Below are 20,773 nucleotides of genomic sequence, written 5' to 3'. Positions count from 1 at the left end.
TTGTCATGAATAGATGGCTGTTGTGTGGTAACTCTAGCCTCTCATGTCCCTCTACCCTTTTTCACAAATTCCCCGCGGCTATTGGCTTTCACCTACTTCTGTCAGGCAGTCAGCTGTCTTACTCACCTTATGGAAGGCTACAGCCTACTAACGCTCAACCGGAAGCGCAGCGGTTTGGATAGGTACGTTGAGATTTTGCCCATTCCGACGTAACTCTAGCTGTAAATTGCTGCCTACTTGAGTCTTTTCTACTTGCTGTTGTACGCTTTCTGAGTTTGCGATCGCTTGCCCATTGATTTTTTGAATCACATCTCCAGGGCGTAACCCCGCCTTAGCAGCTGGGGAATTTCGCATAACTCGAAGAACGAGGACACCTCGATCTGCATCTACGCTCAAGCCACTATTGGCATCTTCATTAATTTGCTGTCTCACGTCAGGGGTAAGCGTCGTCATCTGAACGCCTAAATAAGGATGTTCCACCTTACCTGTAGTCACCAGCTGGTTAGCAATGCGTTGAGCGGTGTTGATGGGAATTGAGAAACCAAGTCCTTGAGCGCCCTGGATAATGGCTGTATTCATCCCAATTACCTCACCTCTGGCGTTCAGCAATGGCCCGCCAGAGTTACCCGGATTAATCGCCGCATCAGTTTGAATGAAGTTTACCCGCTTATCGGGAACGCCAACTTGGGAGCTAGAACGTCCGGTGGCGCTAATGATGCCCGTAGTAACGGTATTATCAAGACCAAGGGGATTACCGATAGCGATCGCCCATTCCCCAGGCCGCAATTGCTCGGAATTACCTAAACGCACTGTCGGCAAATTATCAGCCTGAATCTTAACCACAGCCACATCTGTTACTGGGTCAGTTCCCATCACCTTACCTTTAAAGGTGCGCCCATCCTTGAGGATAACGTTTACAGTGTCAGCACCATCTACCACATGGGCATTGGTGAGAATTTGACCATCAGTGTTGATAATAAATCCAGAGCCAGTACCCCGTTCTACTCTTTCTTGGGGGCCACTGGGTAATTGCCCGCCAAAGAATCGCCGGAAGGTAGGATCGTTGAAGGCATCGGGAATCTGTCTGCTTACTGTACGGGAAGAATTAATCCGCACTACGGCTGGCCCCACCCTTTCAACAACATCTGTAACAAAGTTTGTATCTGTATTTCCTGGTAATGCCTGAGCTGTGAGACTCTCTGGAAGGGGAGATGCTTGTAGGGGTTCGGTCCCCACGCCCTTAGTTACTAGATAGTTGCCTGAAAAAGTGACACCTGCTCCCAACAGCACCAGCGACAGATAGGTTGCTGTCTTTTGCCAGGGTTTGGAAGCTGAAGCGTCAAATCGCCCGGAATTTTTATCTCTATCTTGCTGTCTGCTTTGCATTTGAAACACCTGTCACAAGGAAGTTAAAACTTAGTACGCTTGTTACCCAACCGCGTCCGCGTAAAGACGCTATCTAGATTCACCTATAGAGAAGAGAACCTTCACCTCTCTACTCTTCTCACTGTAGACACCTGATATGACGTACTTGTGACATTGGTGTTGCACTCAGATGAAATCTTTCTGTTGCTGAAGCAATGCTGCTGTCTTGCTTACCTCTTATGTCGCAGCATTTTCATGTAGCTACAGGCAGATTATCGCATATACGCGATCGCCTAATTTGCGCCTTTTGAGATTCGGCTAGGAACTTGGGCTATTAAAAGCGGTCTACTTATTAAGTAGTTGTTATTAACTCAAAAATAGATTTATGAATCGGCTAAGATCTGAAGTTCTCCGCCTAAACCAACTCCCAGAAACTTTAATTAATTCTATGTATGATTTGTATTGTCAGTATTATGATAGCACAAATCGGGATATGTTTTACAAAGATTTAACTCAAAAAGATTATGTAATTCTCCTGAAAGATGACACTGAAAAAATTCAGGGTTTTTCTACAGTAGCTGTTCTTAAATTTGAATTTGAGGAACCACAACAAGCTATTTTTTCCGGTGATACAATTATTAATCATGAATATTGGGGAGAGCAAACCCTATCTTTGGCATGGTGTCGTCTGGCTGGGCAGATTAAAGCCGAAGCCCCAGAACAACCTTTATACTGGTTTCTGATAGTCAAGGGCTATCGTACTTATCGCTACCTGCCAGTATTTGCCAAAACTTTTTATCCAACTTGGCGATATCCCACGCCAGAAAAGTATCAGGCGTTGATGGATTACCTAGCTAAGAGAAAATTCGGCAACTACTACAATCCCCAAACTGGATTAATTAGATTCCCCACGTCGCAGGGACATTTGCGAGGAAGCTGGGCTGAGATTAAGGAGGGATTTACCAATAAACCGGATATAAATTACTTTTTACAGCGCAATCCGGAGTATTATAAAGGGGATGAATTGGTTTGTTTGATGGAATTGTGCGATAAGAATATGCGATCGCACGCCCGACGAGGATTTCTGGAAGGTTTTGATATGAAACCAGAACCCGCTTTACAATTTATAAAATAATTAATAGATTTGTAGACTTTTGGCTAGAAATGCACTTTAAGGTGCAATACTTAGTTATCAACTAGAGACGCGATAACTGCCAGACTTCTACGCTTAAGTAATCCAAAATCATTGTCTTGTCTAGTCCGCGAATTCTGAGTCTGTGGAAAACTTGAAAAAGCTTTCTTTAAACAGGAGAATAAAAAAGTTAGCATCTAAAACAACCGTTTGCATAGTGCCTCGTGTTGTCGCCCTTCTCAACACAATGAAGAAGTGAAATTGGCGCTTATGGAGTAAATTGAGCCGAGGCGAAAAGAAAATGGTTGCATCAGTTACGAACTGTTACAAAATTGTAATGATGTGACCGATTTTACCTTTGTTGAAGATTGGAAAAACGATGCTTTGCTAGAGGCATATTTGGCATCAGGCCAGATTGAGGAAACTGATGTAATGAACGGATTGGTGGCTTTTATCGGTTGCTAGCATAAGCTGCGTTACATTGATGAAAGAAGCGGTGGTACTCGCGTAACACCTCAACTAGACACGCGAGAACTGCGTTCTTGGGTTATGTGGGATGTCGGGAATAAGGAGTAGCGAGGACGCGATCGCACTCAAACGAAGAGATGCTGACAATTTCACTGCAAGAGAGTGCACACCATGAGCGAGCCAAAAAACATAGCGTCTCTGATCAATACGTGGCAAACTATTATTCAATGCGAACAGAAAACCTGGGTTCTGTTTGAAAATGGAACTTGTCTGATTCTCACAGAACCCCAACAGGATCTAGCAACTCAGGCAAAAGCGATTATGTCAGAGTGGGGGCCAGTTTATTATGGCAGTTGTAGTGGAAATTTTATAGTTATCAACCTCCTAAATTGTCCAGGCTGGGTTGTTACAGGAGATCATCCTGATATGCTTAGCTATGTGAGTCCCGATGAATTTGAAGAGGACGAACCTAGTGATTTTATCATAGGACTCCTTGGAAAAAAGAAACAAGATGCAGATGCAAAGTATCTCAAAATTATTTACATTAAAGACAAGCGATAGGACAGAGTTATTTCCTTGGGTCGCGGACTTTTCTTCTATAAACGTACTTAATCGCGTCTGAAACACTTTTCAATACTTCGTTTGGAGACATGATATTTCTTTTTTCTTTTACCCTTTTTATCAGTGCTTTTCTACTTTTCTGGGTGCAGTTGATGGTAGCAAAAATGATTCTACCTTTATTAGGCGGTGCCCCCTCAGTATGGAACACTTGTTTATTTTTTTTCCAAGCCGCTTTATTGCTTGGTTATGGATACTCCCACCTAACAACAAGTTGGTTTAGCGTTCGTCGCCAAGCCATCATTCATAGTATTTTACTCTTAGTTCCGCTCGGATTTTTACCGATTTCTGTGGCTAAGAGTTGGGTTCCTCCTCAAGAGGCTAATCCTATTCCTTGGTTATTAGCTTTGCTGCTTTTCTCTGTCGGATTACCATTTTTTGTTGTTGCTACTTCTGCACCTCTAGTGCAAAAATGGTTTGCTGATACAGGACATCCAGCCAGTTCCGACCCTTATTTTCTATATACTGCCAGTAACCTTGGCAGTATGTTAGGAGTTCTGAGTTACCCTATCTTAATTGAGCCAAATTTTTCTTTAACACAGCAAAGTTGGTTATGGGCGATTGCTTACGGATTACTGGCTTTATCAACGCTAGTTTGTGCAGTATTCTTGTGGCGATCACCTGAAGAAGGTGACAGACCATCCCCCCAACCCATCAGCAATAAAATACCCTTATCTTTCCCCCCGTGGAGGGGATGGGGAACAGAAAAAGGTAAAAGTGAAGAGGAAGAGTTAAATAATTTAGCTCAAAACTCAAAATTCATAACTCCTAACTCTTTCCTACCTCCCACTATTCAACAACAAACTCAGTGGGTATTACTTTCTTTTCTGCCTTCCAGCTTACTTTTAGGAGTCACGACCTATCTAACAACAGACATTGCCGCAATTCCGCTTTTGTGGGCTATTCCCTTAGCAATTTATCTGTTAACTTTTATTTTGACTTTCGCCCGAAAACCAAGACTACCGCACAATCTTTTTGGGGCAATTTTGCCTGTATTTTTAACTGTACTAACTATTTTATTTTTGATTCAAGTAATGCAGCCGATTTGGGTTTTATTTCCCTTGCATTTGCTGGGATTTTTTGTGGCTGCTTGTGTTTTTCATGGAGAATTGGCTAGAAGTCGCCCTAGTACGAAGTATTTAACTAACTTTTATTTATGGATTTCTGTTGGGGGCGTACTTGGCGGATTGTTCAACGCGATCGCAGCCCCGTTGCTGTTTCAATCTGTCTTAGAGTACCCTCTGATTATGATCCTCAGTTTGCTACTATGGCAAACTCCAAAAGATGCAGACGATTCTTTCTCCAGCTTACAGCGGCGCTTCACCTTCCCTATTAGCCTCGGTCTTTTAATTGGCACTTTACTCGTCGGGTTTTCGGGAAATCATTTAACTAGCAATTTGATAGGAAATTTTCTGGCGTTTAGCCTACTTATTATTATATTTTACTCTTTCAATTTACACCCCATTCGCCTTATAATCGGCTTATTTTTAATTTTCCTTATCAGTCAATTTTCTATAGGAAGCCTGGGTGGTGTACTCGACACAGAACGCAGTTTTTTCGGTGTTTACCGCGTCTTAAATGATAGACGCGGAGACTATCATAGTCTGCTGCATGGCAGGATTTTGCACGGAAAACAAAGTTTAACACCAGAACGCCGCCACGAACCCTTAACTTATTTTCATCCCAGTGGGCCAATTGGACAATTATTTAAGTTTTTTAATACTAATAAACATTCCTCTCGCGTTGCCGTTTTGGGATTAGGCGTAGGGACACTTGCTGCTTATTCAGAACCAGAGCAACAATGGACATTCTACGAAATAGATCCCACTGTTGAAAAGCTGGCTCGCGACACTCGTTATTTCACATTTTTGAAAGATTCAAAAGCTCCATTATCTGTTGTTTTAGGCGATGCTCGTTCGCGATTTTTAGAAGCTTCAGATAATACCTATGATTTAATTTTCATGGATGCTTTTAGCTCTGATTCAGTCCCAATTCACTTAATAACGCGGGAAGCTATTCAGCTTTACTTGAGCAAATTAACACAAGACGGTTTAATTGTTATTAATATTTCTAACAGATTTTTAAACTTAGAGCCTGTTTTAGGTGCTTTAGCGCAAGATTTAGGATTATCCACTCTGAGGCAGAAAGAAGTGAATATTTCTGAATATGAGCGAGAAATCGGTAAATCGCCTTCTCATTGGGTGTTATTTGCCCATAATGAAAGAAATTTTGGCGATCTGATTAATGATTCGCGCTGGCAACCGATTCCGCAAACAAAACAAGTACCTGTGTGGACAGATGATTTTTCAAATATTTTTCGAGTTTTACGTGCTTTTGGAACTTGATAAAGACGTTTTGTGGAAATCTTAAATGATTCGTGAAGGCGAGATACCCGACTTCTTAAAGTCGGGTATCTGAAGGGCGAAGGGCTGGCTCACAACTCAAATAGGATTGCTATATACCTTTTTTGGAACACCTCCCAGACACAGAGGAAGAGAAGAAAGAGAGTTTTATAAATAGATTAAGATTGCTAGACTTTGATTATTTTTTATACATCCCATCATTTAAGTATCTTGGGGTTCGGTGTATGCCTCGGTCGTTACAACTGGGGGCTGACGCAAGCTGCGAATAGTATCAATAGTGTCTTTAATAGTTCCAGCAAGAGGTACTGATAAAATTACACCTAATAGTCCAGCTATTTGACCTCCCATCAATAAAGCAATGAAAATCCAAATTGGATTAAGTCCGGTAAAATCGCCCATCAATTTAGGAGCCAAGAAATTATCTTTTATCTGCTGCATGAAGATAGCTGCACTCAATACGCGAATGGCTAACCAAAAATCTTGCAGCATGACCAGAATTGTTACTAAACCAATTCCCAAAGTAGCACCGATAAAAGGAATCAATTCGGCAACACCAATTAGCAAGCCAAACAATAGGGCATATGGTATCTTCAAAATCAAAAAAATTGGGGTCAGTGTTGCTACCATGAATAACCCTAGAATGAGTTGGGTAAGAAAATAGTTCTGAAAATTCAGCCGCAGAGATTCGCTTAAGGGTAGCCCGATTTGAGATGGTAATAGATTAATCACACCGAACCATAAGCGATCGCCATAAAGCAGCATATAAAATGCCAAAACCACCACGAACACCACATCTATTAATCCCGACACCGTTCCCAAGGCAACTCCAAACGCCTGACCAGCTAATGCTTGCACTTGATTTTCAACACGAACGCTGACGCGATGGCTAAATCCTTTGAGATCCAGTGGCAAACGCCGATTTTTTGCCCATGTGTCCAAATAATCTAAATTCTGATTACTTTCTTGTAACCAATCTGGTATATTTTTTAACAGTTGGACGCTTTGATCAACCAAAATTGGCACCAGCGTTACGCCCACGACAGCCAAAAATGTTAAAGTCAAAAGCAAAACGACTATGACCGCTTGAGCGCGACTGAGCCGAAACCGCTCGAAAATCCGGACTGCATAGTTGAGTAAAAACGCTAAAATCGCCGCGATGGTTAGCACTGCGAATAAATGCTCAAAATAGCGAAATATCTGGGACAGAACCCAGATATTTAGGGCGATGATTGGGCCGCTCAGACCCAAAAGTAGGAGGCGTTGAAGATTGGCTGAACGGCGCATGGGAAAAAACCTGTAGCATTTGCACACTGAGGCACTTTTATCACCAGAGCTGCCTAGATATTAGACTCTGAGGTATCGACAGTCTATAGTTTATAGACTTATCGGCAAATTGGTATCTTTTTTAAAAGGTAAAAAATTGGAGTCAAGGGCTGCGAGAAAATACCTATTAGGAAATGAAGTTAATTGAGAAACCAAAATGGATATAAGTGTAGCGGATCTGCGTAAAGATTACAAAAGATCCGGGCTTGAGCGAGCTGATGCTGACCCCAATCCCTTCAAACAATTTCGCAAGTGGTTTGACCAGGCACGAGAAGCCCAACTGCCTGAACCCAATGCGATGACTCTTGCCACGGCGACGGCTGTTGGCAACCCAAGCGCCAGAATGGTGTTACTCAAGGACTTCGACGAACGAGGCTTCGTCTTCTACAGTAATTACGAGAGTCACAAAGCACAGCAACTTCAGGAAAATCCGTGGGCATCGTTAGTTTTTTGGTGGGCGGAACTGGAACGCCAGGTGCGGATTGAAGGGCGGGTAGAGAAGGTTTCAGATGAAGAGTCTGATACCTATTTTCACAGCCGTCCGCTCTTAAGTCAGCTGGGTGCTTGGGCTTCGCACCAAAGTCAAGTCATCGACAGCCGCGAGGTGCTTGAGCAACGGTTAGAAGAATTGAAAGGGAAATTTGAAAACCAGGAGATTCCCAGACCACAGCACTGGGGAGGCTATCGAGTGATCCCAACAGGGATCGAATTTTGGCAGGGTCGTCCGAGTCGCCTGCACGATCGCTTGTTTTACCAGCTTCGCGATGATGGTAGCTGGGTAATTGAGCGCCTGTCGCCTTAGAAACGAACTACAGGCTGGGGATAATGAGCCAATAGATCGGCTGGCTCCTGATGTAACAATCCTCGGCACAGTTGTGAGCCAACCCTTGAGATCCCCGACTTTTCTAAGAAGTCGGGGATTTTGCCTTCAAGAATCATTTAGGACTGCTATAAATCAGTACGGTTCACGAAGAAGTTAAAAATCGAAAGCTTGTAACTATTCTTAATTGGACTGTATTGCCTTATAGATAGCGATCGCATCTTTTAAACTCAGCTTTCACCTCGAAGATAAGCTAAGCCTTTTATTTGTATTGCTACCTATTAAATATTTCCATAATTTATGGCTCATCTTTGTGAGTATTCCTCTGGAATGAAGTAACTTATAAAACTTCTATCTGAAGCTGTAGGGAATTATTCAGAAATTTGCTCATTATTAAATGAAAACAATAAGGGTGTAATTGTGGTGTTCTACATCATTTACAAAACCATTGTTTCCAAGGCGCTTGTGCAAATTAATTAAATAGCAATGTGCTTTGACAACAGCGCAGGTTCGTAAATCACTTTAGGAAAAAACGTCCTGTAACAGAGGGAGGACAGGAAATTCAATGAATAAAATTGACCGACAGCGTAAAAGATTTTCCCGCTCAATGGCGCTGCTGCTTTCAGTGCTGCTTATGGTTCCGTTTATAGGTGCCTGCGGACAATCGCAGAGTTCTGCCCCACCTCCACCTATTGACGATACCCGTGTTGGCACTGTTAACAATCCTCCACCTGCAAACCAACCCCAAGCGAAGAAAAAAGGATTGTCAACGGGTCAGAAAGTGGCGATTTTGGCGGGAGCAGCCGCACTCTACTATCTCTACAACAAGCATAAGAACAAGCAAGAGCAAGGGCCCGAGGGGCAATATTACCTTTCCAAGAACGGGCGCATTTATTATCGCGATGCCCAGAATCGCGCTCACTGGGTAACACCGCCACCTGAAGGGATTCAAGTTCCGGAGGCGGAGGCGCGACAGTACCGTGACTTCCAAGGCTATAACGGCAGCGCCACAGGCCGGGATCTCACGGATCTGGCGGGTGCAGCTTCAGCCCCACCAATTCCAGCCCCAGCACAGTAAACCCTAATACTTTGAGATTGGAAAGCGCGATCGCATCGCGCCTAATGCCCGAAAGGTAACGAGAAACATTCAGAAACATAACGGCGTTGTGGAATAGGTTTATATCCTCTACACACCCGTTCCACAACAATTTGAGAAAGGAGATAGATCATGGTAGATGGATTTTTCCGAAAGCTGACCGAGGTCTTTACTGACTCTAACGATGAGCAAAACGTAGAAAACTACGATCAACGGGTACGTCCAGCTAGCGAAGATCCCTACGGCGATCCGGCATATCAGGATAGTTATCAGGATCAGTTTGGCAATGTTATCCCAGCCAGCCAAGATCCTTATGGCGATCCAGCAGATCAAGATCCCTACGGACAGTTCGGCAATGTTATCCCAGCCAGCCAAGATCCTTATGGCGATCCAGCGGATCAAGATCCCTACGGACAGTTCGGCAATGTTATCCCAGCCAGCCAAGATCCCTACGGCGATCCGGCGGATCAAGATCCCTACGGGCAGTTTGGTGATGTTCGCCCCGCCAGCGAAGATCCCTATGGCGATCCGGCTGACCAAGAAAACACCCGATGGTAAAGCTTTGCCGCTATTTGAGACGTTGGTTTTGATGAGGCGGTGTAGGTAAAAAAAAAGGCAGTAGCGCGATCGCGTTACTGCCTTTTTTCATGGGAACCTTTGAGAAGAAAATAGACTTTAAGCAGTTTGGCTTAAGGGAGAAGTGTCATAATTTGCCAACAAATCGGCTGGGTGATCGTAGATAGCGATCGCATTCTTGAATTGCTCATCAGCAAAGCCACCACAGCGCAACGCAATTACATCCACACCAGCTTTATTTGCGGATTCAATATCGTAGGGCGTATCCGCAATCATCACCATCTGCGTTGGTTCCATCTGGATTTTCTTCAATGCTGCTTCCACAATATCTGGTGCTGGTTTAGAAGCTTCTGCATCGCTGGATGTTGTCGCCTGATCAAGCAAGTCATCAACTTGTGCAGCTTTTAATAAATGGGAAAGTTCTTCACTTGTAGCCGAGGTAGCGATAATTAGCTGCAACCCTTCCTGCTGCATCTTTAACAGCAGTTCTCTTGCGCCCTGTGTTGGAGATAAAGTCGGTGAAAATTTTTCGATAATCAGTTCTTTTCGCTTCTGAGAAATGGCTTTCCCATCACCTTCTTCGTCATTAAGTTCTGCCACCATTTGCGGTATGACTTTATCGCCACCCATACCAATAAGCGGTCGAACTTTCTCAAATGGTACTTCATAACCATACGCGGCAAATGCCTCAACCCAAGCTTGGGCGTGGGCATCATTGCTCAGAACCAACGTACCATCAACATCTAGAATTACGCCTTGCAATTTCATTGTAAAAACTCCTATTTAAAATTCTGTTTGGGAACGCACTCGCGGAGGCTCTCTCTTCGGTCAAAGTGTGGAATAATATGAGGCGATCGACCCAATTACGCATTCCCAGCCGGAGACTGGGAACGCGAGTGGAAGATGGCTAATTTTTTGACGCTATAACGTCAGCAGGTAGAACTTCTGGGTCGTCATCCAACGACAGCAGGAATTGAATTAAATCGGTCTGATCTTGAGCATTAAAGCCAGCACTTTTGTCTACCCAATAATTGTGTCCGCTACCATCTACATTCGACTGTTTTAAGTCGGAATTAGCCCGGTTAGCTGCAACTGTTTGCTTACGCAATTTGCGATCTAACAGCACTCGCAAACTTGCACTAGGATCGGGTTGAATGCCTTTAAGCAACGTGCCTGCCATGCCTATTTCGTCACGCTTGACGATTCTAAAGCCTTTTTTATCTTGCTTCAGCGCTTGGGAAGAAGCTGCTACACCTCCATCGTGCAGATAAGGCGCGGTGACGGCAAGACCAATTAAACTAGGCACCTTGTAACCGCCTTTGGGGTTGTTGATGGCAAAGGCTAGTTCAAGCGATCGCTGCGGTGTAATATCAGTTGGCACTGGTAACACAGGCGGATCAGTTGGCAAGGGTACGGGGACATTACTCGGATAAGTTTTTGGTGGTACTAAGATGCGGGCAAAAGGAGCCTGCGCGGGGCCTCGTGAGGGCTGAGTGCGAATCTCTTGCTCTGCAATTACCTGATGGTTAGTGAAGTAGCGTCCGCTATGACATTCAACGCAACTAGCTTTTGCGAAAATCGCCGCACCGCGCTTTAAAGTTTCTGTGCTGGCAGTTTGAAGGGGTGGCGGTGCCAAGGTATTCTGAAAAGCTGACATTCCGTTGAGTTGTTCGCCTACTGGGTATCCTGGTGAGTTTGCCATTAACCCGTCCAGCATAAATAGAGAACCTTTGGGGTATTCTGGCATCCGAATCGTCTCGTTCATCCCCGGTTCCCCCGGTGTCGGATCGATCTTGTTAAAGAATTGGGATGGTTTCGCCCCTTTTGGCAACCGGAAAGCTTTATTTGCTGAATTTTGGAAAATAATCCCTAAATAAGTCTCTTTGTCAATACCCAATAGCGGCTGACTGCCATCAGCTCCGGTTGTCGCGTCTGAGTTGGTAGCATGGACGTTGCTATTAAGGGTGGTCAGTCCGTGAAACCAGCCGACAGCAGAATGTCCACTCCAGCCATAAGGCCAAGCATCGTGGGTATAGGAGGATGGAATCTGGGAAGGATTGTTGGTCATGGTGCCAGTGGAATCAAAGTTGCCGGGAGGCCAAGTTAGTAAATCGGCATCGACGGCATCTTCTAGGGCTTTGGCATCTGGCAAACGTGCTTTTTCTCCATCAGCATTAATGTAAGTGCGATCGCCTACTGGCATTTTGGTAGGATTTACACCCGTCTGGCGAAACATCGCGGCTGAGTTGGTAGCCATAGCCAACACTAAGCCAGTGTTGAGATCGTTGTTTGGCGCACCTTCGATAACGCGCCCACTTTTACCATCTATTGCTGTATGACACAAGGCGCAGGTTATCCCCACGCGCACTTTACCCTTCTCGATGCTGGTACGCATTCCCAAGGGCAGAATTGAACCTGTAGGTACGTCCATCCCGGTGTTCAGCAAGGTGCCTGATCTAAAAGTTCTACCGCCGATGGTGACATCTTTATCGATCGGAATCTGAAGGTTAGTGGTATGTTTTCCTCCCAGCCGCGCGATCGCTTTCGTCATCGTCACGAGGTTGATTGGCCCATTCAGCGCCCCGACAACATCCGTTTGAAAGATTTGATCTTTAAAAGTTTCTGCGTAAAAAGCTTTGCGTCCCAGGTTAATTAAGTCTTCTGTGACAGCAACAGCGCCATTTTCCGGTGAAAGTTGCTTGCGCCCTTCCTCCGTCTCCAGCAGCTTATCTGCCTCTTCTTTGTCAATTACATACCCCAAAACATCATACGAACCAATCTGTTGCGGTGCAGGCTTCGTGAGGGGTGTAAAAGTGTTGTAGACGCTGGGTGTGGCAGGAATACCTATCTCAATTTGATAAGCAAAGAAGCCTATCACCAGAAGAACTAAACCAAGTAGAAGAATTGGGCGCGATCGCATGATGCCTCACAGATAGCAGTCACCAGTACGCACTTTAAAGGTAAAAACGCCATCTTTCGTCTGCCTGGAGGTTGAAGCTCTGATTGTAGGGTTATATACGGTAAAATGCCCTATTTTCTTGATTTTGAGAAAGCTGGCTATGGTGGAATGGCGCTGGCGCCAGGAGTCCGAACTTTAGTTCAGGACTCAAAGCTAAAACCTGTTAAACAGGTTAAATTTCATATACAGCAAGCATTTCAGTCCGTTGAAACGGACTTGAGCTTTTAGCCTCCAACTTTAATTCAGGGCTTTAGTTCAGGGCTTCTGAGAGCGTCTCTGCGTTTAATCCAGATTCGGCGCAGGTAATCAATGATCCGCTGGTCATAATCAAATTTCTGGCACTCCTGCCGAACCCACAAGCCCATTTGCCACAAGTCTTCCAGGGTTGTGCAAGTGTGAATTAAAGACGCGATCGCTTGTATCCACAAAACAAGTTTGCGGTAACTAATGAATTGCCCGCCGCGATCGCTACGATGAACAAACAATATATAACGCCAGCATTCAGCACGTACAATCTGGGATTGAGGAATGCCTAAAAATTTGGCAATTAGGTCAAAAGTGATCCGAAACTTGAAAGGTTTAATCCGGCGAAACAAAATGGTCATATTCGCTTCAGTTGAGGTGAGAATTGGGTTGGGCTAACTCCATCTCGTTAGTCTGGTTGGCGGGTTCTGGTGTCACGTCGAAGATGATTTCGTAGGTCGCGCCTGCAACCATGCGCTGGAGAATTTGCAGATGTGCTTGCGCGTCGCTGCGACGACGAAAACGGGCAACGACAACTGACTGTAAGTTAGGCATCGGGCGGATGATGCACCAGGGATGCAGCTGGTTAAAGTAGGTCATAAATCTTTTATGGACACGACAAAGATTGCCAAGGCGAACGATATTGGTCGCATAGGCTGTTACACTTTTTGTTCTGAGAAACAACTATTCCGGGCAGCCAACTAGCCAAACGATGGCTTTTTAGGCTGTCTGCCCTTTTTTCGTGCTTCTGATAACTGGTTCTATACACGCTACGTGTACACAAACCTATAATATGACAAAAGAGAAAGAGGATCAACCAAAAAACCAGGAATATCAACTCACACTTGCGGAATTGAGAAAGCGTGCTGGACTGACACAGCGAAAGCTAGCTGATATTCTTGACGTGACGATCAAGACTGTTAGTGCTTGGGAGAGAGGAGAACACGAGCCATGTTTGACCTTGACCCAGACAAAGAAGCTGGTGGATGGGTTGCAATGCTCTCTTAATGAACTCATCGTGGCGACAGGGAAGCAACTTTCAACAGAGGAAGAGGAGCCACGCTTAACCTTTACCCAAACCAAGCGTCTGACAGAGATTCTGCAATGCAGCCTTGATGACCTAGTTGCGGCTATGGAAAAGCATCCTCCCCAAAAGCGAAATTAAGGAGCGCTCACTTTGTTTTTTGGTGTAAGAAAAAAGGGCGCGATCTAATCTATTCGCGTGCTTGGCTCAAAAACTACACGGTTTACGTCAGAAAAATAACTAAGAAAAGATTATCCTCACCAATCAAGCATTAGTCTGTGCTGGCATTGTTGTTACGTAGAGCGCTCGGCTATCCTAAGGCAAATGATGAAACTGACTTGCTTGTATTAAGTAGCAAAAGCGAAACATAGTCTATTATGGTATTCGCAAGAATAATAGAGCCAGAAGGTTAATACACTGGTGTTTTTATGTACTGCGTTCTGATTGTCAAACCCGCTGCCTGAAGTATAAATTATGCCACCTAAACTAGAGATCACGGATGAACAGAAAGAGGCTGCTGAGGCAGAAATTCGGACGAAGCAGCAGCCCGTTAAGTACGATACAAAAGAGTATCCAGTCGAAATACTTGTTCAAAAATACATAGAAGGAATGTATGACGAGACTAATGAGTTATTCATACCAGATTACCAGCGAGAAATGGCTTGGGATGAAGCAAGGCAATCAAAATTTATTGAGTCCGTACTTTTAGGCTTACCCATACCTTACATTTTCGTTGCTGACATCCCTGATAAGGAAAATGAAGCGCGTTTAGAGATTATAGATGGTTCACAACGCATCCGTACCCTGGCTAGATTTATTAACAATGAACTCACGTTAAGGGAACTTAAGAAGCTAACGAAACTGAATGACTTCACCTTTGCTGATTTACCGCTTGCTCGTCAAAAGCGCTTCAATCGGACTACTCTTCGGATGATCCAACTAACCGAAAATGCAGATGAGGAAGTGCGGAGAGATATATTTGAACGCATTAATACAGGTAGTGTTGACTTGAACGAAATGGAAAAGCGCAGAGGTATACTGCGTGGCTCGTTCCTTGATTTGATTGACGAACTATCGAAGATATCCAAATTTCGTGATTTATGCTCGTTTGCTGAGGTTGCGATCAACAGGCGTGAACCCCAAGAATTTGTGTTGCGGTTCTTTGCATTTTTAAACAACTATAAAAATTTCAATGCCAACAAAGTAAACGAATTTCTTGATGACTATCTGAAAGCAGCTAACGAGGATAAGACCTTTGATCGTGAAAAAATGCAGACACAATTCCTATCGATGTTAGATTTCGTAGAAAAATATTTTCCAAAAGGATTTCGGCAAGGTAAAGATTATGCTAAAACAACTACTCGCATTAAATTTGAGTCTCTTTCTGTAGGTATTGCTCTTGCATTGGCAGAAAAAAAAGATATTAAACCAAAGTCTACAAAATGGCTTGATTCAGAGGATTTTAAGAAATACGCTAGCGGTGATGGAAGCAGTTCAAGACTTAAAGTAGTTAAGCGTATTGAGTATGTGCGTGATCAACTGCTAGGCGAATCATGAATACTGTTATCATAGATTTTAATACACGGGTTCAAGAGGTGGATCAATACTTCATTTTTTTAGAAAGTTTGATTAAAGAAACAACCAAATTAGCTGTTAGCGATAGTGCTGGTGGATATAAAACACAAAACATAGATTCAGAATTAGCAAAAACTCTGAAAGCAAATAGTTTTTTATTGCTTTATAACTTAGTTGAATCTACTATGCGTAATGCTATTGAAGCAATATTTGATGAATTCCGAAGTAAAGGAGTATGTTTTGATAAAATTAAACCTGAAATCAAAATGACTGTGCTAAAAAACCTTCAAACTTATTTGAAAAGTTCAACGGCTAAAGACATCCATCCCAAAATATCTCAAATTTCTATTGACATTATTACAACCACATTCCCGGAAAAAATATTTTCAGGGAATGTGGATGCTAAGGTAATTAAAGAAACAGCAAAAAAATATGGATTTTCACATCTTACTGATTGCTCTAAAACAAAAGATGGATCTAATATTTTACTTGTGAGAGAAACCAGAAATGATTTAGCACATGGAAATAAGTCCTTTGAAGAAGTGGGACGGGACAAGACTATAGAGGAACTATTGGAAATAAAGCAAGAGGTAGTAGAATATCTAAGTCAAATATTAGGAAATATCCAAAAATACTTAAAAGATCAAGAATATTTAGATTAAAATATAGATAATTATTACTTATTATAAATTGTATAAATTGTATTGTTATGGATAGCTAACATTCAGAAATTTCCTAATTAAGGCAGGGGAGATCGCATCCTCTCGAAAAATCCAATTCTGCCAAAATAACCTGTACGGCGATCGCATCCTTACCAGATGCAATAAAAAAGGACGCGATCGCATACGAGGACAATGATTATTAGAAAACTTTAGAATCTTGAGCCGCAGATAGATTGAACAACAGCTTCAGGCTGATTTCTATGTTGCTCTCGGCAAATTAAATTCTTAGCGAAACGTTGCTCAGCATAGGCGCGATGAGTAACCCAGCCTATCGGTGCGCCAGCGATCGCACCGATCAGCAGACCCGTCAGCAGACTATAAACAAGATGCTTTCGAGTAATCGAATTTTCTTTCATTTAAAAGTTTCTCCTAAATACCCATCCATTTTAAGGAAAGCAAAATTTAGGATAAACTTACGTCCCCCTCCCTGCTTATTTCCTAAGTAGCATCCGTGACAGTATGCTGTCTTTGCGCCTAATCCTATACCACACAGGAGGAAGCCATCAGCTAAAAGTATTCAGAACGCGATCGCGCTTTTTGCTCGTTTTTCTGTGAAGATGCGATCGCCTACCAACCCAGCAAGGAAATCACCTTACAAAAAAAAATACACACCTGCAAAAATACAGGTGTGTTGAGAAGTCTTAGCCTCGATAACATTCGTTAGATTTCTGTTGAGAATTAGCTGACACTCTGACAAGCTAATCCCTAATTCTCAAGTCTCATCTATGTATGTTTTGCCTTTTCAAAACCTGGTGTCCCGTGCAACTTAGGTTCAGCGGGTGGAGGTGTAGGTTCTGGGCCTAACGGTTGCGGATTCGCAATGTACTCAAACTGCCCTTTGCCGTCCATCGATTCACCCTTCGCCCAGCGCCCTTCAGCACTTTCGGTGCCTTCAGAGTGGTTCCAGAACTGATAGGCATATTCCCGCTTCTCCAATTCCAGAGGGAAGGAGCTTGGAACAGGTGAAGTTTCAAGTCCAGAATCTTCCAGATCCTTAATTGCCGCCATCCACTGATTTTGGTGCATCGTATCGCGGGCGATCATAAACGAGAGCGTATCTTTCACACCCGGATCGTCTGACATTTCGTACATCCGTACCGCCTGCAAGCGTCCCTGTGACTCCGCATGAAGATTTGAGCGGAAATCTGCCAACAGGTTGCCGCTGGAAACGATAAAGCGACCGTTCCAAGGGAAACCAACGCTGTCAGAGGGCATTGCACCTAAACCAGAAACAATGGAGTGCTGTGGATTCATCGCCGCCGCCATAATCTCATCGCGCACGTTACTACCGCCCATGACGGCACCCACTAACCGATCTGCGGCACCTTCTTCTTGGACTGATAGAGGCGCTTTATCTAACAGGTGGGCGATCATTGTAGCTAGCATCTCTACGTGGCCGATTTCCTCGGTACCGGTGTCAAGCAGCAGATCACGGTACTTAGCAGGCCCTCGGCAGTTCCAACCCTGAAACAGGTATTGCATCATCACGGTCATCTCGCCAAAGGTGCCGCCGATGAGTTCTTGAATCTTCTTTGCGTAAAGTGCATCCGGCTTTTCCGGTGGTTTGAAATACTGTAGTTGCTTCTTGTGATAAAACATTCAAATCTCCTTAGTTGAATTGAGCGTTAGGACAATATCTAAGGTTACAAATTAGTCATTTCCCCAGATATGTCACCGCTCAAAACTCAAAAATTGTGTCCTTTATGCCTTTTAGTTAACTATCGATTTTATGGCTGTACATCAGCCTGTAGGAGGACAACTTTAAACTAATATTTTTTTTATTTTTTCATCAATATGTATATATTTATTGTTGAATTATTAAAATATTTAACTATACTAACGTCTAAATTATCACCAACATAAAAAAACCCGCCTTCTTGAAGAAACCGGGTTTTTTATTGTTACTTTTTCAAGTGAGCTTATATACAAGCCTTGGCTTAATTCTCGTCGCGTCCGTGAACTTGAGCGGGTGGACTGGTTGCTTCAACTGCTGTAAAGGGTTCGAGAATCCGGTAGGTGTGGGATGTACCTTTGGGAACTACCCAAGAATCGCCCGATTCCAGTAATACCATCTGGCTCTCAAGGTGCAACTCGGCGCGACCTTTGATTACGTAGCCGACAGTTTCATAATCGCGTGCAGCTGGTTCTTTGGGTTCACCTGGTTGCTCATCTTCCCAAAGGCGCATTGAGACAGTTTTGCCTGATGCGAGATATTTTTGTCCCATCTCACCTTTAGGGGAATTAGTAGAGTCTACTTTCATTACAGTTGTATCGCTCATGTTTCGTTGCTCCTTATTTAAAGTTTGATTTTTTTGCCAGATCGGGCGGTGTAAATCGCCATCATCAGCTTTACAGCCTGCACCAAATAAAAAATTTTATAGTGGAGAGGACAAAATGCCCGCTCCACTGTGCAAATTAAAGGATATTAGCAGCTTACTTAAGCCCTGAAGATTGACTTTCAGTGGTGAGGATTTCGGCTGCTTGTATCGCTTCTTTAAACCTTTGCTGATTGGCTTTTGCTTGCTGTTCTAGTTCTTCGATAAAGCGATAAATTTCAAGGAGGGATTTTTCGATCATCACCTTTTTTTCAAGCTTTATGCCTTGGTCGATATCCACCCTCTCACCTCACGGTTTTAGTACAACCTTGATGCAATTGTCTTTTTTATGCTTAAAAATCTCGTAACCGTGCTTTGCTTCATCTAAAGGCAAACGATGTGTGATTACGAAAGACGGATCAATTTCGCCGTTCTGCACACGTTCCAGCAACGGTTTTAAGTATCTATGGACATGGGTTTGCCCCATTTTGAATGTCAAGCCTTTGTTAAAAGCTGCACCCATTGGGATTTTGTCAAGGAAGCCACCGTAAACACCCGCCAGCGATACATGACCGCCTTTGCTGCAAGCAAGCATTACTTGGCGCAGGGCGGTGGGTCGGTCGGTTTCCAGACGCACGGCTTGCTTTACCTGGTCGTATAATGCCATAGGCCCTGTACCGTGAGCCTCCATCCCGACTGCATCCAGACAAGAATCAGGCCCGCGTCCGCCTGTCATTTCTTTAAGTGCGTCGCCAACCTCAATTTCTTCATAGTTGAGAACTTCCGCCCCGCATTGCTCTTTCGCCATTTGTAGGCGTTCGGGAATGCGGTCAATAGCGATGACGCGCTCTGCACCTAGCATAAAGGCACTTTTGATAGCAAACTGTCCTACAGGGCCGCAACCCCAGACGGCTACGGTATCACCAGGTTGAATATTGCAATTTTCCGCCGCCATGTATCCGGTGGGGAAGATGTCGGTGAGGAAAAGCACCTGATCGTCTGTTAAACCGTCGGGAATTTTGAACAAGCCGACATCGGCAAATGGCACCCGCGCATATTCTGCCTGACCTCCAGCGTAACCGCCGAACAAGTGGGAGTAGCCGAAGAGTCCTGATGGCGAATGACCCATCATTTGTTCTGCCATCCAAGCGTTGGGGTTGGAGTTGTCACACAAAGACCACAAGTCGCGGTTGCAGAAGAAGCAGCTGCCGCAGGCGATGGTGAAGGGGACGACTACGCGATCGCCTACTTTTACATTTTTTACCGCACTCCCAAGTTCAACGACTTCCCCCATGAACTCGTGACCGAGAATATCTCCGGCCTGCATCGTAGGGATGTAGCCGTCGTAAAGGTGCAAGTCGGAACCGCAAATCGCCGTAGATGTAATTTTAATAATTGCATCACGTGGGTTGAGAATTTTTGGATCGGGTACTGTATCCACCCGCACATCATTTGCACCATGCCAGCAAACTGCTTTCATTAAATTTTTCTCCTTAAATCATTAGTTATTAGTCATTAGCTAGGTATAGCAGCCCTAAATGATTCATACAATTTTCTCTTTTCTCTCTTACCTGCGCGTCTAAGCGCTAACGCGCAGACTCCACCAACGCGGTTTGTTAAATTTTCTTTTTTTTACGAACCGCAAAGGCGCGAAGTACACGAAGGAAAGAGAAAAAGAAGAAAGTTTTTAAAATCGATTAGGATTGCTATAGTTCTGGCTAATGAGTGCGAATTACTTGTAATAAGGTTTGCTGCTGGTAACGTTATTAGCAGCATCATTGATACCTTGCTCTAAGCCGTCATCTACTCCCGTAGCGTCTTCAACTTGATTGATAAACTTCTTAGTGCTGGGGGGAAGCGGTTCGTCAAGATTCAGCTTCTCTTTGATATTTTCAGCAACATCTTCAATTTTATCAATTATGCTGCTGCCCGTATCTTCAGCCTGGTTAGTGGCATTTCCAATGTCAGTACGTAGCGAACTATCAGCACCTTTAACTTTGTAAGAATCAGCCTCTGGTGTCAATGTAGTGGAATTAGCTTGCGCTTGAATTTGGTTGCCGTAACCGAAAGCGCTGCCAACCAAAAGTGCTACTGCGACCAGAAAAGCACTTACAATCTGGCGCAAGCGAACATTTTGCAGAAAAGAAATTACTTTGTTCATCGAAAAAACTCCA

General features: G+C 43.9%; 23 protein-coding genes. 11 read left to right on the top strand and 12 right to left on the bottom strand.

Annotated elements, in window-relative coordinates:
• On the top strand, positions 1-182 hold a 182-nt coding region (locus tag NDI42_RS22960; RefSeq protein WP_206755942.1), incomplete at its 5' end, for a hypothetical protein.
• Here NDI42_RS22960 and NDI42_RS22955 read toward each other — a convergent pair.
• The gene (locus NDI42_RS22955) at positions 148-1,386 is read right to left on the bottom strand and encodes an HhoA/HhoB/HtrA family serine endopeptidase (RefSeq protein ID WP_190456942.1); all 1,239 of its coding nucleotides are present in this window, start codon (positions 1,384-1,386) and stop codon (positions 148-150) included. The two genes, NDI42_RS22960 and NDI42_RS22955, sit on opposite strands and share 35 nt — an antisense overlap.
• Positions 1,387-1,750: 364 nt before the next feature.
• Between NDI42_RS22955 and NDI42_RS22950 the strand changes: the two genes are divergently transcribed.
• From NDI42_RS22950 to NDI42_RS22935, 4 genes are all read left to right on the top strand, one after another.
• Positions 1,751-2,500 (top strand): hypothetical protein, encoded by a 750-nt coding sequence (locus NDI42_RS22950; RefSeq protein WP_190456940.1) that lies wholly within the window; start codon positions 1,751-1,753, stop codon positions 2,498-2,500.
• Between the two features lie 339 nt (positions 2,501-2,839).
• On the top strand, positions 2,840-2,962 hold the full coding sequence (locus NDI42_RS22945; protein ID WP_348231573.1) for a hypothetical protein: 123 nt from the start codon (positions 2,840-2,842) through the stop codon (positions 2,960-2,962).
• A gap of 174 nt (positions 2,963-3,136) precedes the next feature.
• Positions 3,137-3,526 carry a hypothetical protein gene (locus tag NDI42_RS22940; protein ID WP_190456937.1) on the top strand — a complete coding sequence of 130 codons (390 nt, stop codon included), beginning with the start codon at positions 3,137-3,139 and terminating at the stop codon, positions 3,524-3,526.
• An 89-nt stretch (positions 3,527-3,615) separates the two neighbouring features.
• Positions 3,616-5,928 carry a fused MFS/spermidine synthase gene (locus tag NDI42_RS22935; RefSeq protein ID WP_190456935.1) on the top strand — a complete coding sequence of 771 codons (2,313 nt, stop codon included), beginning with the start codon at positions 3,616-3,618 and terminating at the stop codon, positions 5,926-5,928.
• Positions 5,929-6,147: 219 nt separating this feature from the next.
• On the opposite strand, the gene NDI42_RS22930 is transcribed toward NDI42_RS22935, so the two are convergent.
• Complete coding sequence (locus NDI42_RS22930; protein ID WP_190456933.1) at positions 6,148-7,230, bottom strand: AI-2E family transporter; 1,083 nt, start codon at positions 7,228-7,230, stop codon at positions 6,148-6,150.
• Between the two features lie 196 nt (positions 7,231-7,426).
• Here NDI42_RS22930 and pdxH point away from each other — a divergent pair, with 196 nt between their 5' ends.
• The 3 genes from pdxH to NDI42_RS22915 all read left to right on the top strand — a co-directional run bounded on the left by pdxH (position 7,427) and on the right by NDI42_RS22915 (position 9,743).
• Positions 7,427-8,071: a pyridoxamine 5'-phosphate oxidase gene (pdxH, locus tag NDI42_RS22925; RefSeq protein ID WP_190456931.1), complete on the top strand. Its 645-nt coding sequence runs from the start codon at positions 7,427-7,429 to the stop codon at positions 8,069-8,071.
• A 583-nt stretch (positions 8,072-8,654) separates the two neighbouring features.
• A complete protein-coding gene (locus tag NDI42_RS22920; RefSeq protein ID WP_190456929.1) occupies positions 8,655-9,167 on the top strand; it encodes a hypothetical protein in 513 nt (170 codons plus the stop codon).
• 150 nt (positions 9,168-9,317) lie between these two features.
• Positions 9,318-9,743 carry a translation initiation factor gene (locus NDI42_RS22915; protein ID WP_190456927.1) on the top strand — a complete coding sequence of 142 codons (426 nt, stop codon included), beginning with the start codon at positions 9,318-9,320 and terminating at the stop codon, positions 9,741-9,743.
• A gap of 117 nt (positions 9,744-9,860) precedes the next feature.
• On the opposite strand, the gene NDI42_RS22910 is transcribed toward NDI42_RS22915, so the two are convergent.
• The 4 genes from NDI42_RS22910 to NDI42_RS22895 all read right to left on the bottom strand — a co-directional run bounded on the left by NDI42_RS22910 (position 9,861) and on the right by NDI42_RS22895 (position 13,563).
• Positions 9,861-10,529: an HAD family hydrolase gene (locus NDI42_RS22910; protein WP_190456925.1), complete on the bottom strand. Its 669-nt coding sequence runs from the start codon at positions 10,527-10,529 to the stop codon at positions 9,861-9,863.
• Between the two features lie 139 nt (positions 10,530-10,668).
• The gene (locus NDI42_RS22905) at positions 10,669-12,681 is read right to left on the bottom strand and encodes a hypothetical protein (RefSeq protein ID WP_190456923.1); all 2,013 of its coding nucleotides are present in this window, start codon (positions 12,679-12,681) and stop codon (positions 10,669-10,671) included.
• A gap of 281 nt (positions 12,682-12,962) precedes the next feature.
• Positions 12,963-13,325 carry a hypothetical protein gene (locus NDI42_RS22900; protein WP_190456922.1) on the bottom strand — a complete coding sequence of 121 codons (363 nt, stop codon included), beginning with the start codon at positions 13,323-13,325 and terminating at the stop codon, positions 12,963-12,965.
• Between the two features lie 7 nt (positions 13,326-13,332).
• On the bottom strand, positions 13,333-13,563 hold the full coding sequence (locus NDI42_RS22895) for a hypothetical protein (RefSeq protein ID WP_190456921.1): 231 nt from the start codon (positions 13,561-13,563) through the stop codon (positions 13,333-13,335).
• Positions 13,564-13,756: 193 nt separating this feature from the next.
• Here NDI42_RS22895 and NDI42_RS22890 point away from each other — a divergent pair, with 193 nt between their 5' ends.
• The 3 genes from NDI42_RS22890 (at position 13,757) to NDI42_RS22880 (ending at position 16,224) form a co-directional block, all read left to right on the top strand.
• On the top strand, positions 13,757-14,128 hold the full coding sequence (locus NDI42_RS22890) for a helix-turn-helix transcriptional regulator (RefSeq protein WP_190456919.1): 372 nt from the start codon (positions 13,757-13,759) through the stop codon (positions 14,126-14,128).
• A 333-nt stretch (positions 14,129-14,461) separates the two neighbouring features.
• Positions 14,462-15,544 carry a DUF262 domain-containing protein gene (locus NDI42_RS22885; RefSeq protein ID WP_190456917.1) on the top strand — a complete coding sequence of 361 codons (1,083 nt, stop codon included), beginning with the start codon at positions 14,462-14,464 and terminating at the stop codon, positions 15,542-15,544.
• Positions 15,541-16,224, top strand: a complete 684-nt coding sequence (locus NDI42_RS22880; protein WP_190456915.1) for an MAE_28990/MAE_18760 family HEPN-like nuclease — start codon at positions 15,541-15,543, stop codon at positions 16,222-16,224. Before NDI42_RS22885 ends, NDI42_RS22880 begins: the two co-directional genes overlap by 4 nt.
• A gap of 209 nt (positions 16,225-16,433) precedes the next feature.
• On the opposite strand, the gene NDI42_RS22875 is transcribed toward NDI42_RS22880, so the two are convergent.
• The 6 genes from NDI42_RS22875 to NDI42_RS22850 all read right to left on the bottom strand — a co-directional run bounded on the left by NDI42_RS22875 (position 16,434) and on the right by NDI42_RS22850 (position 20,760).
• On the bottom strand, positions 16,434-16,640 hold the full coding sequence (locus NDI42_RS22875; protein WP_190456913.1) for a hypothetical protein: 207 nt from the start codon (positions 16,638-16,640) through the stop codon (positions 16,434-16,436).
• A 367-nt stretch (positions 16,641-17,007) separates the two neighbouring features.
• Positions 17,008-17,883: a manganese catalase gene (locus NDI42_RS22870; protein WP_190456911.1), complete on the bottom strand. Its 876-nt coding sequence runs from the start codon at positions 17,881-17,883 to the stop codon at positions 17,008-17,010.
• Between the two features lie 338 nt (positions 17,884-18,221).
• Positions 18,222-18,563 carry a cupin domain-containing protein gene (locus NDI42_RS22865; protein WP_190456909.1) on the bottom strand — a complete coding sequence of 114 codons (342 nt, stop codon included), beginning with the start codon at positions 18,561-18,563 and terminating at the stop codon, positions 18,222-18,224.
• Positions 18,564-18,717: 154 nt separating this feature from the next.
• Positions 18,718-18,900 carry a hypothetical protein gene (locus tag NDI42_RS22860; protein WP_190422832.1) on the bottom strand — a complete coding sequence of 61 codons (183 nt, stop codon included), beginning with the start codon at positions 18,898-18,900 and terminating at the stop codon, positions 18,718-18,720.
• Positions 18,901-18,909: 9 nt separating this feature from the next.
• Positions 18,910-20,079, bottom strand: a complete 1,170-nt coding sequence (locus NDI42_RS22855; protein WP_190456907.1) for a zinc-dependent alcohol dehydrogenase — start codon at positions 20,077-20,079, stop codon at positions 18,910-18,912.
• Positions 20,080-20,331: 252 nt separating this feature from the next.
• Positions 20,332-20,760: a hypothetical protein gene (locus tag NDI42_RS22850; protein ID WP_190456906.1), complete on the bottom strand. Its 429-nt coding sequence runs from the start codon at positions 20,758-20,760 to the stop codon at positions 20,332-20,334.
• Positions 20,761-20,773 lie beyond the last annotated feature (13 nt).

The organism is Funiculus sociatus GB2-C1 (genome assembly GCF_039962115.1).
GTDB classification, from domain to species: Bacteria; Cyanobacteriota; Cyanobacteriia; order Cyanobacteriales; family FACHB-T130; genus Funiculus; species Funiculus sociatus.
This window is presented reverse-complemented; position numbering and strand designations above follow the sequence as displayed.

Coding starts and splice junctions, on each gene's coding strand:
- NDI42_RS22850 (WP_190456906.1), bottom strand. CDS start 20,760: ATGAACAAAGTAATTTCTTTTCTGCAAAATGTTCGCTTGCGCCAGATT.
- NDI42_RS22855 (WP_190456907.1), bottom strand. CDS start 20,079: ATGAAAGCAGTTTGCTGGCATGGTGCAAATGATGTGCGGGTGGATACA.
- NDI42_RS22920 (WP_190456929.1), top strand. CDS start 8,655: ATGAATAAAATTGACCGACAGCGTAAAAGATTTTCCCGCTCAATGGCG.
- NDI42_RS22875 (WP_190456913.1), bottom strand. CDS start 16,640: ATGAAAGAAAATTCGATTACTCGAAAGCATCTTGTTTATAGTCTGCTG.
- NDI42_RS22940 (WP_190456937.1), top strand. CDS start 3,137: ATGAGCGAGCCAAAAAACATAGCGTCTCTGATCAATACGTGGCAAACT.
- pdxH (WP_190456931.1), top strand. CDS start 7,427: ATGGATATAAGTGTAGCGGATCTGCGTAAAGATTACAAAAGATCCGGG.
- NDI42_RS22910 (WP_190456925.1), bottom strand. CDS start 10,529: ATGAAATTGCAAGGCGTAATTCTAGATGTTGATGGTACGTTGGTTCTG.
- NDI42_RS22950 (WP_190456940.1), top strand. CDS start 1,751: ATGAATCGGCTAAGATCTGAAGTTCTCCGCCTAAACCAACTCCCAGAA.
- NDI42_RS22930 (WP_190456933.1), bottom strand. CDS start 7,230: ATGCGCCGTTCAGCCAATCTTCAACGCCTCCTACTTTTGGGTCTGAGC.
- NDI42_RS22890 (WP_190456919.1), top strand. CDS start 13,757: ATGACAAAAGAGAAAGAGGATCAACCAAAAAACCAGGAATATCAACTC.
- NDI42_RS22905 (WP_190456923.1), bottom strand. CDS start 12,681: ATGCGATCGCGCCCAATTCTTCTACTTGGTTTAGTTCTTCTGGTGATA.
- NDI42_RS22915 (WP_190456927.1), top strand. CDS start 9,318: ATGGTAGATGGATTTTTCCGAAAGCTGACCGAGGTCTTTACTGACTCT.
- NDI42_RS22955 (WP_190456942.1), bottom strand. CDS start 1,386: ATGCAAAGCAGACAGCAAGATAGAGATAAAAATTCCGGGCGATTTGAC.
- NDI42_RS22865 (WP_190456909.1), bottom strand. CDS start 18,563: ATGAGCGATACAACTGTAATGAAAGTAGACTCTACTAATTCCCCTAAA.
- NDI42_RS22880 (WP_190456915.1), top strand. CDS start 15,541: ATGAATACTGTTATCATAGATTTTAATACACGGGTTCAAGAGGTGGAT.
- NDI42_RS22900 (WP_190456922.1), bottom strand. CDS start 13,325: ATGACCATTTTGTTTCGCCGGATTAAACCTTTCAAGTTTCGGATCACT.
- NDI42_RS22885 (WP_190456917.1), top strand. CDS start 14,462: ATGCCACCTAAACTAGAGATCACGGATGAACAGAAAGAGGCTGCTGAG.
- NDI42_RS22935 (WP_190456935.1), top strand. CDS start 3,616: ATGATATTTCTTTTTTCTTTTACCCTTTTTATCAGTGCTTTTCTACTT.
- NDI42_RS22870 (WP_190456911.1), bottom strand. CDS start 17,883: ATGTTTTATCACAAGAAGCAACTACAGTATTTCAAACCACCGGAAAAG.
- NDI42_RS22895 (WP_190456921.1), bottom strand. CDS start 13,563: ATGACCTACTTTAACCAGCTGCATCCCTGGTGCATCATCCGCCCGATG.